Source organism: Cyanobacteriota bacterium (genome assembly GCA_027618255.1).
Classification (GTDB): domain Bacteria; phylum Cyanobacteriota; class Vampirovibrionia; order LMEP-6097; family LMEP-6097; genus JABHOV01.
Window position 1 is genome coordinate 1 of record JAQCFG010000056.1, and the last position, 14,199, is coordinate 14,199.

At 38.2% G+C, this 14,199-nt stretch carries 13 protein-coding genes and 1 pseudogene; 6 read left to right on the forward strand and 8 right to left on the reverse strand.

The window, feature by feature from the left end; genetic code table 11:
• Positions 1–682 (reverse strand): methionine adenosyltransferase (locus O3C63_07825; GenBank protein MDA0772836.1); only part of this gene is annotated, 682 nt, incomplete at its 3' end.
• 109 nt (positions 683–791) lie between these two features.
• Here O3C63_07825 and O3C63_07830 point away from each other — a divergent pair.
• Complete coding sequence (locus O3C63_07830; protein ID MDA0772837.1) at positions 792–1,208, forward strand: hypothetical protein; 417 nt, start codon at positions 792–794, stop codon at positions 1,206–1,208.
• Positions 1,209–1,332: 124 nt separating this feature from the next.
• Here O3C63_07830 and O3C63_07835 read toward each other — a convergent pair whose 3' ends face one another.
• Positions 1,333–2,328 carry a polyprenyl synthetase family protein gene (locus O3C63_07835; protein ID MDA0772838.1) on the reverse strand — a complete coding sequence of 332 codons (996 nt, stop codon included), beginning with the start codon at positions 2,326–2,328 and terminating at the stop codon, positions 1,333–1,335.
• A gap of 234 nt (positions 2,329–2,562) precedes the next feature.
• Here O3C63_07835 and O3C63_07840 point away from each other — a divergent pair, with 234 nt between their 5' ends.
• Positions 2,563–2,979, forward strand: coding sequence for a nucleoside deaminase (locus O3C63_07840; GenBank protein MDA0772839.1), 417 nt, complete (start codon positions 2,563–2,565; stop codon positions 2,977–2,979).
• A gap of 7 nt (positions 2,980–2,986) precedes the next feature.
• Here the strand turns inward: O3C63_07840 and O3C63_07845 are convergent, their stop codons facing one another.
• Together O3C63_07845 and bcp are read right to left on the reverse strand one after the other, a co-directional pair.
• Entirely contained in the window at positions 2,987–3,625 is a 639-nt protein-coding gene (locus O3C63_07845) for a LuxR C-terminal-related transcriptional regulator (GenBank protein MDA0772840.1), read from the reverse strand.
• Positions 3,626–4,105, reverse strand: coding sequence for a thioredoxin-dependent thiol peroxidase (gene bcp, locus O3C63_07850; GenBank protein ID MDA0772841.1), 480 nt, complete (start codon positions 4,103–4,105; stop codon positions 3,626–3,628).
• A gap of 123 nt (positions 4,106–4,228) precedes the next feature.
• On the opposite strand from bcp, the gene O3C63_07855 reads away from it, so the two are divergent.
• The 3 genes from O3C63_07855 (at position 4,229) to O3C63_07865 (ending at position 7,434) form a co-directional block, all read left to right on the forward strand.
• On the forward strand, positions 4,229–5,170 hold the full coding sequence (locus tag O3C63_07855; protein MDA0772842.1) for a flagellin: 942 nt from the start codon (positions 4,229–4,231) through the stop codon (positions 5,168–5,170).
• A 337-nt stretch (positions 5,171–5,507) separates the two neighbouring features.
• Positions 5,508–6,407 (forward strand): flagellin, encoded by a 900-nt coding sequence (locus O3C63_07860; GenBank protein ID MDA0772843.1) that lies wholly within the window; start codon positions 5,508–5,510, stop codon positions 6,405–6,407.
• A 130-nt stretch (positions 6,408–6,537) separates the two neighbouring features.
• On the forward strand, positions 6,538–7,434 hold the full coding sequence (locus O3C63_07865; GenBank protein ID MDA0772844.1) for a flagellin: 897 nt from the start codon (positions 6,538–6,540) through the stop codon (positions 7,432–7,434).
• Between the two features lie 10 nt (positions 7,435–7,444).
• Here the strand turns inward: O3C63_07865 and O3C63_07870 are convergent, their stop codons facing one another.
• From O3C63_07870 to O3C63_07880, 3 genes are read right to left on the reverse strand one after another with little or no spacing between them, the layout of a single operon-like run.
• The gene (locus O3C63_07870) at positions 7,445–8,524 is read right to left on the reverse strand and encodes a hypothetical protein (protein ID MDA0772845.1); all 1,080 of its coding nucleotides are present in this window, start codon (positions 8,522–8,524) and stop codon (positions 7,445–7,447) included.
• The gene (locus tag O3C63_07875) at positions 8,517–9,512 is read right to left on the reverse strand and encodes a glycosyltransferase family 2 protein (GenBank protein MDA0772846.1); all 996 of its coding nucleotides are present in this window, start codon (positions 9,510–9,512) and stop codon (positions 8,517–8,519) included. Before O3C63_07875 ends, O3C63_07870 begins: the two co-directional genes overlap by 8 nt.
• 57 nt (positions 9,513–9,569) lie before the next feature.
• Positions 9,570–11,345, reverse strand: coding sequence for a tetratricopeptide repeat protein (locus O3C63_07880; protein MDA0772847.1), 1,776 nt, complete (start codon positions 11,343–11,345; stop codon positions 9,570–9,572).
• 246 nt (positions 11,346–11,591) lie between these two features.
• On the opposite strand from O3C63_07880, the gene O3C63_07885 reads away from it, so the two are divergent.
• Entirely contained in the window at positions 11,592–13,352 is a 1,761-nt protein-coding gene (locus tag O3C63_07885) for a tetratricopeptide repeat protein (GenBank protein ID MDA0772848.1), read from the forward strand.
• Here the strand turns inward: O3C63_07885 and O3C63_07890 are convergent.
• Positions 13,339–14,088 (reverse strand): annotated as a pseudogene (locus O3C63_07890) (crotonobetainyl-CoA--carnitine CoA-transferase). The gene O3C63_07885 and the pseudogene O3C63_07890 sit on opposite strands and share 14 nt — an antisense overlap.
• Positions 14,089–14,199 lie beyond the last annotated feature (111 nt).

Genomic DNA, 14,199 nt, shown 5'->3' on the forward strand with positions numbered 1-14,199 from the left:
CTTTGGCTTTAAGGTCTTGAGCAATAATTGCTTGGATTTTGTCATTGTCACTTTCTCCATTACAGATGGGATCGTGTTGTGTCGAAATCAAGATAGTCTCAATTCTAGTTGCTTTGTCATCTTCATATTCAAGTGTGACTTGTGCTTTGGCATCAGGTCTTAGGTAATGAATTTCTGGGTCATTTTTGCGAACATCTGCAAGTTTTTGCATGAGGCGATGCGATAGCGTGATAGCAAGTGGCATTAATTCTACGGTTTCATCACAAGCAAAACCAAACATGAGTCCTTGGTCACCAGCACCAACTGCGTCAGCTGGGTCTTGTGAACTTGTCTCGCGAGCTTCTTTGGCAGTAGTTACTCCTGCTGAAATATCAGGTGATTGTTGGTCAATACTCACCATGACAGCGCAGGTATCAGAGTCAAAACCGCCACCTGATTTTTTGTGATAACCAATTTCACGAACTTTGTTTCTGGCAATCTCACTGATTGGTGCATAAGCGGTTGTGGTGATTTCACCACCGACTACAATTAAACCTGTGGTACAAAATGTTTCACAAGCAATCCTTGCTTCTTGGTCTTCAGTAAGAATTGCATCTAATACAGCATCTGAAATTTGATCACAGATTTTATCTGGGTGACCTTCACTAACTGATTCTGAGGTAAATAGGTATTTTTTTGACATGGGATGAATTTTAGCATAGCCACCCGTACCAGGTACGGGTGGCTAGGTATTTTGGTCTAGTCCGTCAATTGGAGTTAAAATCTAGTCTATTTTGCTCATATTAGGAGGGATGGCAAACTCAAGCATAGAAGAATTATTGACTGAAATCCTGGTAATCAAGGACTTGTACGTCTGTGGCAGAATGAATCAATCGATCTGTCATGCAGTCGTTGGAGCTGGAGACAAAGAACAGTTCTCTGCCAAAAATTGGTCGCAATATGAAGACCTTAGCGATTCCTATGTTAAAGACTCGATTTCTGAATTATTATTTAGACGTGACGATATCGTAGAGCAAGTTGCTCAGTGTGGTTCTGTTTCAGTGAATGTCATTTATGACACGAGTTATATCGATTTTGATGATGATCTTATCAATGACATGATGCAAGATTTTTATGGTTCTAAGGATTCAGTTGCTTTTGCAAGTTCTTATAACTATTTTGCGGAAGATTTTAACGCGATACTTTCTGAGTTTGTTTTAGAAGATTAGACATCATTAGCAAAACAAAGTTTTGCTAATGATGTCGCTTTAAAAAAGGTAGCAACCGCAACGAATGTTGCGTTTGCTTTAAGGATAATTCCGACTTTTGCAGTAAGTCTATTTAAGTTAGGACTTACTGCTCGGCAACCCAATTGGCTAATTCTATTAGCGCAGTTTTATATTTAGTTGTTTCAAGAAACTCGATTGCTGTAATTGCTTTTGCACAATGTTGTTTGGCTAATTCTTTACAGTAGTTAATTGATCCAGTTGTTTCAATTAATTCAAGTACTCTTGTACTAAACTCAGTTTTGTCACTTGCCATTTGGTTAATAATTGTGACTAATTCAGTATGGGCAGTTTGATCATTGGCTGCAAGTTGTTCAAGGCAATGAAGGAGTGGTGCAGTGACTTGTCCTTCTTTCAGGTCAGAGCAAGCCGGTTTGCCCAGCGTCTGAGTATCTGAATTGTAATCTAAAACATCATCAATGATTTGAAAAGCTAAGCCTAATTCTTTGCCGTAGTTGGCGCAAGCTTCTATTTGTGGGTTTGCTAGCTTGATTGCAACAGCCTTGGTACTCGCTTCAAATAATGAAGCTGTTTTTTTATAAGTCTTAGAGTAGTAGTAATCCCAATCTACTTCTGTTGAGAACTTACGTTCTACTTGTCTAATCTCACCATCACAAAGATCTTCTAATACAGAAGCATAAAGCATGGTTATTTCATTGATGCCAAGTCGTCCAAGATTGACAGCTGCTCTTGCAAACATGAAGTCACCGCTAATTACTGTAATAGCGTTGTCAAACTTACTATTGGTGTTGGCTTTGCCGCGACGGATGAGTGAATTGTCGATAATGTCATCATGTACCAAGCTTGCTGTGTGAATTAATTCACTAATCTCAGCAATCAAAAAACTTGCTTCATCAATATTCTGGTTAAATGCTCTCATAAGAAGAAAACTGAGGGCAGGTCTTAGTCGCTTACCACCTGCTGCAAAAATTTCTTGCAAAATAGAACAAAGTGCACGGGAGCTTGGACTGATTTCATTGATTAAGCGATTATCAAGCTCTTGTAAGTCAGTGGCAACTGGCTCTAGTATCTCTTTGATAGTTTTGATCTTTAGGTCGAGCACTTCTGTTATTGTAGCAAACCTTCAAGGTTCCACTGAAGGACAAAGTCTCAACCCTTATCCATTAGACCTGTACATCGAAACACAGTTTCGATGTACAGGTCGCTCAAAAAAAGGTAGCAACCGCGCGGAATGCGCGTGTTGCCTTTGGAGATAATTTCGATTTTCAAAACAAGTCTATTTGACATCTTTTGAACCTGCTTGCGCTAGAATTAGGAAATCTTAGATCGAGAATATATCGCAAGAACTATAGAATTGGCAAAAACAATTGCTGAGACTGAAGTTCCTGTGGCTGCAATCATTGTTAAAAATGGTGAGATTATTGCTGAAGCTTTAAATACCAGAGAACGAGATTCTTCAATTTTGGGACATGCCGAAATTAACGCAATTGAAGAAGCTGTTGCTCAGACTGGATCTTGGAACTTGGAAGGAGCGAGTATCTATGTGAATTTGGAGCCTTGTGCTATGTGTGCCGGTGCTATTTTGCAAGCACATATAAAGAAGGTCGTATTTGCTGCTTTTGATTCTAAATCAGGTGCTTTTGGCTCGCGTCATAACCTTGCTACCAAAAATATGGAAATAATAGGTGGGATTATGGAGGAAGAGAGTTTGCATCTTTTGCGTAAGTTTTTTGAAAGTAAGAGGCAAACCTGACTACTGGCTAGCCAATGATTTTGTAATCACCATCTAATCTATCTAAAAACGCAGCTGGTTTCATTAAAATTTCATCGAGTCGATTAAAGTGAGTCTCTCTATAAAGTCTGCTTACTTGAGCTTTCTTGATATTGTTTCTGCAATAGGCACTAATGAAGAGATTAACACGAGGGTTTTCTATTCTAAGTGATTTGGTGTCAACACCAAAATAGTCAAAGAGATGCGTGAACCTTAATTCGATTGCTTTTTCGCTCACTTCAAAAAGTTCGGCAATAGTTTTATTGGAGAAACCAACACAACACAAAATGAGAGTCTGTTCTAGTGATTCAGTGAGGTTTTCAATATAGCGCATTGATGTATTTGTATGGATTTCGCAGATGTCAGTGGCAATGAGACTCGTTAATAAACGCAATCTGGGATTGAAAATTTTGCTAAGATCTTTATATTCTTTGCCTGCTTTATTACCGAGTTTGGTATTGATTTCGTTGAGAATTCTTTCAACACTTTTGATTGAGATATCAAGTTCTTCGGCAATAGCATTGTTACTGAATCCGTGAGCAAGAGCTTCAATTAATGCAAGCCTACCGGTCTTGAAAAACCCAGCTGGTTTAACTAGAATTTCTACTTCTATTGGAAAGTTGGCCAATTAGTCTTGTAATTCCTTAACGTCTTTAATTACTTGGGCAACATGCTCTGCTGGTTTGACTTTGATATAGTGTTTAACTATTTTGCCTTGAGGATCAATCAAAAAAGAATCTCTTTGAATACCCATATATTTTTTGCCGTACATATTTTTTTCAACCCAAACACCATATTTTGCTACAACTTCTTTATCTACGTCAGCAAGTAATGGATATTTGAGTTTGTATTTATCCGAGAATTTCTCGTGTTTTGTAACATCATCACAACTAATGCCGAGTATTTGAACGCCAAGCTTGGTGAGTTTTGCCATATTGTCTTTAAAACTACAAGCTTCAGTAGTACAACCAGGAGTCATGTCCTTTGGATAGAAGAAAATAATGACATAGGAACCCTTGAAATCTTGGAGATTTACTATCTCACCGCTCTGATCTTGCAATTTTATGGCTGGTGCCTTCTTGCCGAGTAGTTGAGTTTCAGTAGTCATATCAATGATATTTTAGCATGGGATGAATTTTTTTTGAAAATAGGCTAAAGGTTCTAGGTAAATAGGCCGATAGAATGAATTAGTCTGGGCTACAAGGTTTAGACAAGACGGAGAACACACACCATGATTAGTATAAACACAAACACGCAAAGCCTATTCGCTCAAAGAGCGCTAGGTAATAATACATTTGATTTGCAAAAATCAATCGAGAGATTATCCACTGGATATCGAATTAATAGAGCTGGCGACGATGCCGCCGGATTAAGTATCGCTCAGGGGTTAACTTCTGACATCAAAGGCTTCCAAATGGCTAAAAGAAATATTGGCGATGGTATTTCGGCTATTCAAACGGCAGAGGGCGCAGTTGCAGTTATTCAAGACAATATGCAACGAATCAGAGAACTAGTGGTTCAAGGACTTAATGGAACCAACTCTGCTGATGAGGCTGATGCGCTTCAAAGAGAAATTAACGAAAGAGTTAACACTATTGATGAGATTGCGCAGGCAACAAAGTTTAATGGAATAACTCTTCTTTATGACAACGATGCGGCTACTGATAATATAAGCTTGCAGACAGGTACGAATGATGGTGATACTACTGCCATTACCTTAAGACGAGGACAGACTGCCAATGTCGGTATTGAGATTGATATAACTCAGGCTAGGACAGGTACCACTGCAGACGCTGGATCAATAGTTGAAGGTACTGCTGCAAGCTTTGTGCTTCATGGTATTCACCTTGGTGTAACAAGCATGGCTGTAGATTCAGCAGGTGGTGTTACTAGTAACAACACTGCAACTGTGTCTGATATTGATCAGGTGATTGATAATTTATCAAGAATGAGATCATACCTTGGTGCTGTTCAAAACTCATTGGAGTCTAAGTCTGAATACACTGATATTGCAGCAGAGAATGCAGCCGCTTCACTATCAAGAATTCAAGACGTAGATGTAGCTTCAGAAAGTAGTAACTTGGTGAGAAATCAAATCTTGCAACAGACTGCTGGAGCGATGTTGGCTCAGGCTAATAATTCTCCGCAGATAGCACTTAGTTTACTTCCGTAAATAATATAGTTTTTCAATTCGAGGGAGCGTGTCAGGCCTGGTGTAAACTGGGCCACTTTTTCAATCACGCCTTGTAACACAATGACTTAGCACAATTGATTTGTGGTAAGCAATTTTTTTTGGACGGTATCCTGATAAAAAAGATAATTTTTTTTTGAAAAACATTAAAGTTGCTAGGTTAAATGACCGATAGATAGAGTAGAGGACTTTCAGGGGAAGTCTAATAAACAAAGTACTAAGACGCATGGGGTTGTTGACACGCAGAAAACAAAGTTTTCTAGTCGGGTCCATGAAAAAGGTTCTTAACAAGCTGTCATAGTGCTATATATGGGGGGGAATGGATATGTCCATTGTCATTAATACTAACGTACAGAGCTTGTTTGCTCAAAATGCTTTATCGAAGAATACTTCGAATTTACAAAAGTCAATAGAAAGGCTTTCAACTGGATATAGAATAAATCGTGCGGCTGATGATGCTGCAGGTTTAACAATTGCTCAAGGCCATACTTCTAAGCTGCGTGGCTTGCAGCAAGTAGAGAGGAATATTGGTGACGGTATTTCTTTATTGCAAACGGCTGAGGGAGCTGTTTCGATTGTCCAAGAGAATTTACAAAGGATTCGAGAATTGGTGGTGCAATCTGCCAGTGGTACCAATAGCTCTGATGAGCTTGATGCTATACAGCGAGAAATTAATTCATTAGTGACAACTATTGATGATATTGGTACAGATACTACTTTTAACGGTGTCGCTATAATTAAAAGTGCCAGTAATGTAACTTTGCAAACAGGTGCAGATGATGGCCAGACCACTAGTATTGTTTTGGCTGGTGGTACTGCTGCAGGTATTCACATAGATAGTAGCGTTACAACGGCTGGTAGTATTGGCGAAGGTGCTGCCTTTAACCTTGATGACTTGCATGTTGGTGGTACGGTTAATAGTAATGGTGGTACTACAACCATTACAACTAGTCCACTGACTGGGATTGATATTATGATCGACAATGTTGCCAGGATGACTTCATACTTGGGAGCCGTGGAAAATGGATTGGAGTCTAAGCTTGATTATACGAGTGATGCGATCGTCAATGCTTCTGATGCCTTATCAAGGGTGATGGATGTGGACGTTGCTGCTGAATCGAGCTTATTAGTGCGAAATCAAATATTGCAACAAACCTCTGCAACAATGTTGGCACAAGCGAATAACATGCCTTCATTGGCTTTAACTTTATTACCGTAACTAAGAATACATTGAGAACATTGTTGTTTTGCGAATTTTTGATTTTTTTTGAAAATAGGCTAAAGAATCTAGGTCATATGACCGATATAACTAGTATAGCTGTGAGAACAGCATATGTGAGGGAGACAAAATGCCAATTTCAATAAATACAAACACACAGAGTCTATTTGCTCAACGAGCACTTAGTAACAATACTTTTGATTTGCAAAAATCAATTGAGCGATTGTCCACTGGATATAGAATCAACCGAGCTGGCGATGATGCCGCAGGTCTATCTATTGCACAGGGGTTGACTTCTGAGATACGAGGTTTTCAAAAAGTACAACAAAATATTGGCGACGGTATTTCCTTTTTGCAAACGGCCGAAGGAGCTTTGGGAGTTGTTCAAGACAACTTACAAAGAATTCGAGAACTAGCTGTTCAGGGAGAGAATGGAACTAATTCGGATGATGAGCTTGATGCGCTTCAAAGAGAAATCAATGAACGAGTTAATGTAATTAGTGCCTTGGCAAGTGACGTAGCATTTAATGGCAATACTCTTTTGAGTGGTGCTGCTAATTATACCTTGCAGACTGGTGCTAATGATGGTGATACAACCACTTTGGCATTTGCTTCTGGTACTGCTGCAACAGGTGTACATATTACAGTTGGTGCAACTACAGTTGGATCTTTGGGCGAAGGAGCTATTGACCTTGATACTTTCCATGTTGGCGGTAGTGGTAATGTTACTGCAGTTGGTGGTGGTACTACTTCCTTAGGAACAATAGCTAATATTGATAGTATGGTTGACAATGTTTCAAGAATGAGATCTTATATTGGTGCTATGCAAAATTCATTGGATTCTAAGTTAGAATTTGCATCAATTGCAATTGAAAATGCTAGTGCATCAAGATCAAGAATTATGGATGTAGATGTAGCTTCTGAAAGTAGTGTACTGGTAAGAAATCAGATTCTGCAACAGACTGCTGGAGCGATGTTGGCGCAGGCTAATAATTCGCCGCAATTGGCTCTTAGTCTGTTACCGTAATAGCTTTAATTTAACGTAATACGATCTTGCGACTAGCAATAGTCGTTCTATCAAAATATCTTACAACTTTTAAGTGGTGGGTAGTGTTAGGAAACTCGCTTGTGTAACACAAGTTGAGTTTTCCTTGTTTTGGTAGCTTCCCAAAAATAGATGATCCTGAACTCATCAGCGTTGGTTCGTATTGTTTGCCCATACTGTCGACAAGTTGAAACGAGCTATGTCTTAATTCCTGTCCTGTTTTATTCTCATACTCAAGGCTGACTTTGATACATTTGTCCCCAAAGTCGTCTTTAGATTTTTTGACTTGGGTTATATTTAGTTTGAAATCTGGTTGTTTCGATTCTGTTTGAATCGTTTCTGAGACAAGTCCTGATGGATTTTCTATGTTTTGAGCTATTAGCCAAGGTTCTTTAATTTCTATTTCTAATTCTGCGCCAGGTTCAATAATGAATGACTCACCCTTGCGCTTGATACCGTGGCTAATACCAATACCACCACCGATGGCTGCAACGCTACCAGCCAACATTGGATTAGAAGCTAAGCTTAAGCCTGCAATTGAAGAGATTTGAAATACTACCATTGGAGCTACAACAGCACCAGCTAATCCACTAGCTGCTGTGATGCCGATATTTTTTAATCCAGTGGTGAACAAATTAGAATTCTTTGAAGAATCAAAACCCATATCACTAATATCTATTTTTTGACCTTGTTGAAGTTCTAGTTTAAAAAATTCTAGTTTGACATTGCCCTTACGCCAAAAGCTTTGGGCTTGATTCTTCTTTGTGATTTCTGCATAAAACTTGGATCCTTCTTTGATTATAGCTAGCTTGCCGTAGGGATCTTTTATTGCAATTGCTTCGATATTTTCTGCAATTATGGTACTGCCAATCTCTGGCAGCTCTACTTTGCCATCTAGGTCCCTTTCGACCCAGGGGAATCTTTTTGGAACTTTGGTTACTCGCAATTTAATTTTTTGAGATTCAGGTAATTGGTAATTGAGGTTAGTTTTGAGTGTTTCAGCTTGAATCGGGTTCAGTAAAAGACAGAGGATGATTAAACATCCTGTAAATTGTGGGATGCTTTTAATCATGCAGGTTTAAAGCTTCCTCTAGTGAGTAAGTTCTTTTATTTTGTGATTCATAGTAAGTGCGCATCACTAAATCAGCCAGGATGCCCATCATAAAGATCTGCACGCCAACTGTAAAGAACATTGCCCCAAGTAAAGGTAGTGGCGTTCCATCTAGTTGTATATGATTGGTGAACTTAAGTGCGATAGCCGCAACAAAGCTTGCAAAAGAAAGCAAGATTGAAATAAAGGCGATCCCACCAAAAACATAAATTGGTTTAGTGATGTAATCAGTTAAAAATTTCATGAGCATTAAATCAAGAACTACTTTAAAGGTTCTATTGATGCCGTACTTCGACTCACCAAATTGTCTTTCATGGTGCTGGACTGGGATCTCTGTAACTTTGGCTCCAACCCAGCTTGCGCAAATTGGAATAAATCTATGTAGCTCTCCATAAAGTCGAATATCTTTTATTACTTCTGAACGATAGGCTTTGAGAGTGCAACCATAATCGTGTAAGTTCACACCTGAAAGCCAAGAAATTAGTTTATTTGCAATCATTGAAGGAAGCGTACGGTTGATAAAAGTATCTTTGCGGTCTTTGCGCCAACCACTAACTACGTCGTAACCCTCGTTTATTTTTGCAAGTAGGTTTGGTATATCGTTTGGATCATTTTGCAGATCTGAGTCCATTGGAATTAAGACTCTGCCACTCGCTGCATCAATCCCGGCAGACATTGCTGCAGTTTGACCAAAGTTGCGTCTAAATTTGAGTACTTTGATATGCTCGTTACCCTGAGCAATTGATTTAAGTACTTCAAAACTTTTGTCTGAACTACCATCATCTACATAAATAACCTCATAGGTGATATCGTGACCATCCAGGGCTGCTTTGATTTTGTCGTCAAGCAATTTGATGTTCTCTTCTTCATTATAGACGGGGATAAAAATTGATACGTCATACTTGCTGTTTTGCAAGCTAGAATCTGTCGTTGAGCTTTCAATAGTCATAGTCATTAGCTTTATCTTACTATATATATATAACGATGCACTGAAAAATGCAATGTCTTAACCCTGCGAGTTGCATTTAAGTTGCCACATATCAAGCATGGCTTGTTCAAAGGCAACTAAGTATTGATTGATATTTAAGGGGGATTCCTGCATTTCTTGATTTAAGTTTGTTCTGTATTCTTGGATTCGGCTTGGATTTTGGGCTAATTCAATCAGTTTACTTTTATATTCTTCGATGCTATTGGCTATTAATTCGTGATGCCCAATTGTATTTAATAAACTACTTGACATTCTTCCAGACCATTTATCACCAGCAAGTGTCACGACAGGAACTCCCATTAAAAGAGCTTCCAGAGTAGTACTACTACCAGAAAGTGGGAATGGATCAAGTGCGATATCTACGTCATTATAACTATTAAGAAAATCATTACGCTCAATATTGGATCTTAATATAATTCGGTCAATGCTAATGCCACGTTCAATAAAGAAATTTCTAAAGAAATCTAAGTCACTAGCTTGTAGCATTGATCGTGAGTCAAAAAGCAATTTGGAATTTGGGATTGCTTTAAGTAGTTCTATCCAGGTAAGCAAGACCAGTTTTGAGATTTTGTGAAAAGTATTGAATGAGCCAAAGGTGATATAGCCATTCTTGATGCATGGAGCTTCTTTGTTTGCTTGAGGAACACCATCTTGCTTGCAATGCGTGTAGCAATGTGGCATTTTGTAGACCCTCTCAGTATAAAACTGTTCTTCAGATTTTTGTATGGATATTTCGTCTGCAATAACGAAATCAATTTCTGGGATACCTAGTGTACCAAAGTAGCCAACATGCGTTATTTGAAGGGGAGCTGGCTTATATGCAATTGCTGCAAGTCTTTCACCAGAAGTAAAGCCGGATAGATCAAATAGAATGTCAATCTGGTCATCATTGATTTTTTGCGCCAATGCTTCATTATTAAGTTCTTTAATGAAAGTGAACTGATTTGCAATTTTTTTGAATTTCTCTGTCATGAAATCTTCATCAACATTGTTGTAATAGAGATTTAGTTCGAATTTGGATTTATCCAATTTTTCAAATACTGAAATTAAGGTGTATGCCGCTGGGTGTCTCTTGAAATCAGCTGAAACAAAACCAAGTTTGAATTGTTTTTTGCCCTTGTCGTACCTATTCGTGTGATCAAAGCAAAGATCTTGTTTTTTGTTTTGAATGAATTTTTGATTGTAGCCCTGGGCTAATTGCATCAAGTCTTGATGACTGATACCTGGTACTTTATGAGCGACGAATATTGAACCGCTATAGCTGGTTTTATTGTCGGGCTCTAACTCTATAGCTTTCTTGTAATAGCCGTAGGCTTCAGTCGACATGCCAAGTCCATGGCACATGTAGGCAAGGTCGGTATATAGCATTGGTTCATTGGGTAAATATTCTAATGCTTTTTTTCCATAAAAAATTGAAGCTGCATGATGTTTGGTTTGATTGAGTATACGGGCGATACAATGTAATATAGGACCGTCTTGGGGGCTTAGAAAGTGAGCTTTTTTATAAGCTTCAAATGCTTGGTCAAGTTTTTTGGCTTTTTCTAGGCACAAGCCTAGGTAGAAATAACTTATGACATCGTTGGTTTCTATTGAAAGTGATTTTTCGAGATACTCCTGAGCTTTTTCCATTTCTCCTGTATCTTTCATATAAATCTCTGCAAGTAGTTTAAGAGGGTCTGTGCTTTGTGGATGTCTTTTAATGACTTGTTTGAGATAGTCAATAGCTTCAGGAATTTTGGCACTATTTAATAGCTTGATTGATTTTTTCAATGAGCTTGCCAAGGTCTTTTGCATAGTTTAATGATTCCCTAGATCAATCACCGAGAGTCTTGTATAAAAGTCCAGTCTTCTTATTTTTCTAGGTCATTTGTTCTAGGAGCTTGTCATCCAGCCCATATTACCCAAATATCAAAATGCAAGTTTATCAATATGGGCTGGGTTACACGCTCCTAGGTCTAATGACCGATGGTCTTCGGTGATTATGTCTAGTGATTAAGTTCTAGCTGGGTGGAAAATTGTCTATAGAGAGCTTTTAACTCTATGAATAGCGCAATAAAAAAATCACTGGGTTTTATCGGCAAATCTAATTTTGCTGATGCTGTCTATTTGCTCAAAAAAGTCCTGCGTAAAAACCCAAAAGATATTCAAGCACTCAACGTTTTAGGGCAAGTGCAAATCAAGCTTGGAGAATACCAGAACGCCGTATCGTCTTTAGAAAAGTCAATTGCTATTAATGCTTATGATTTTAATATCTTTGCCAAACTTGGTTATGCCTATGAAAAAATAGCAGAGTTTGATAAGGCGATTAGCTCTTATAAGCAATCATTGGCTTTGAATCCTGAGCAGCCACATGTTTATGATTGCTTAGGGAGAGCTTTGGCTAAAGATCAGCAGAATTATGAGGCGATACTGTATTTTATGAAAGCATTGGAAGCCAAGCCTCAAGATAGAGACCTGCATCTCAATATTGGTTTTGCCTCAAAAGATACAGGGCTTTATGAAATTGCAATCAAGCATTACGCTGCAGCAAGAGAACTTGATCCCACAGATGAGCGTAGCTTGAGTTGCTTGCTTTTTAATTCACATAAAGATCCAGCACGTGGTCTGGCTGATTTCCAAAAATTGGCTTTAGAGTACTCTCAGCAGATGCTTCCTCTGATTGAGACGAATTATGCTGAAGCTGTTACAAAGCGGCTTGATTCATCTAAAACAAAATTGAGAGTTGGTTTTGTTTCTGCTGATTTGCGCCGCCATCCTGTCAGTTATTATTTATTCAAGGTTTTAAAGGGGATTGATAGAAACAAGTTTGACTTGTTTTTCTATCATAATAATTCGATTGAAGATGATCTAACTCTTGAGTATAAAGAGATGGCTAACGAATTTCGCAAGGTGGAGAAGCTGAATGATGCTGAGTTCGCTCAATCTATTTTTGAAGATGAGATTGATATTTTATTTGATATGTCTGGTTTTACTGCTGGTCATCGATTAGGAGTTTTTCGTTATTCTTCAGCTCCTGTGCAGGTTACTCATGTTGGTTACTTTGGTACTTTGGGAATGGAAGAAATGGATTTTATTCTTACAGATGGGCATTTTGTTAAAGAGGGAGAGGAGCAGTATTATACTGAACAGGTTTATAAAATGGATCATTGCTGCCTTCACTGTGATTCCTTTGATTTGCCAACTCAAGTTACTTTAGAACCTTCTTTTGTTAAGAATGGTTATATCACTTTTGGTTCGATGAATGGTTCGCACAAAATCTCCCCAGCGGTACTCGCACTTTGGTCTAAGATTTTACATTCTTGTCCTGATGCAAAATTATTGATGGATAACCATTTTGTTGGTTCTGAATCTAATCAAAATTTTATTGTGAGAAGATTTTATGAGAATGGTATTAATAAGGATAGATTGATTTTTAGAAATTCTATAACCAGGGCTGAATTCCTTCGTGGTTATAATGATATTGATATTGCTCTTGATCCATTCCCTTATGGTGGCGGTACTTCAACGATTGAAAGTCTTATGATGGGAGTTCCTGTGATCGCCTTGGCTGGTGATAGATGGGTTGGTAGAATGTCGGAGAATTTTTTGATTAATATTGGACATGAAGAGCTTGTAGCGACTGATCTTGATGATTACCATGATAAAGCCATTGAATTAGCTAATAATAAAACTAGAATAGAAGAGTATAAGTCTGTTTTAAGAGAGGACCTTGAAGCTTCGGAGATGAAAGTGGAAAAACATATCCTGCGTTTTCAAAAAGCTTTGCAGGATATGTGGTTAATCAAGTCTACTCAAAAATAATGTAAGAAGTAGTTGGGCTGTTTGGAACTCTTCTGATACTATAATTGTTTTTACCAAATACTTCATCGAAGGCTATCGTTTCACCAGGAAAGGCTCTGCAATTGAGCTCGTCAAAGCCGATAACACTACCTTTGGTTAAATGAGGTTTGATTTTTTTGAGACAGTCTTTGGTTGGCTCGTAAATATCAAAATCAAAATATGCTAATGCCACAATTGTTTCAGGGTAGTCTTTGAGGTATTGAGTTATAGTTTTGGTGGCATCACCTTTAACAAGTTCGTATTTTTTAAGATGAGGAAGTGGACATTCACTTTCATGATAATTTAAAACAGTGTCGAGATATTCTTCATAGTTTTCTGTTACTCCATAAGCACCTTTGACAGCGATATGACTATTGCCATCTGTTTTAGTTACAGAAGGAAAACCTGCAAAAGTATCAAAGCCAACAATCTTTCTATAGTAGTTGTAGGGCTCGTACATTCCTCTGAAGTTACTAAAGAGACTTAGGTTTTGTCCCCAGCGTACACCAAATTCCATTACTACTCCATGAATATTGATGATTTGCTGATATTAATGATCCATAAAAAGTAATCTAGATAAAGTTTGCCTGTTCATGAACAAACCTAGATTCTGCAAGAGCTCATTATCTGGCATTGGGCAATTTTTAAAGTGCTGAAAGAAGAGTTGACGTTTATCTAATTCTCCTTGACTTGAATTGGTTTGTGTGAGGATTTCCATAGTTGTAAGTATAGAACAAAGTTGTTTCTTTGACCAATCCTAGACTTTATCTTTGGTGGTGCAAGGCCATGACTGTTGGGAATATTGTTATTATGTCATCAGCCCAACATG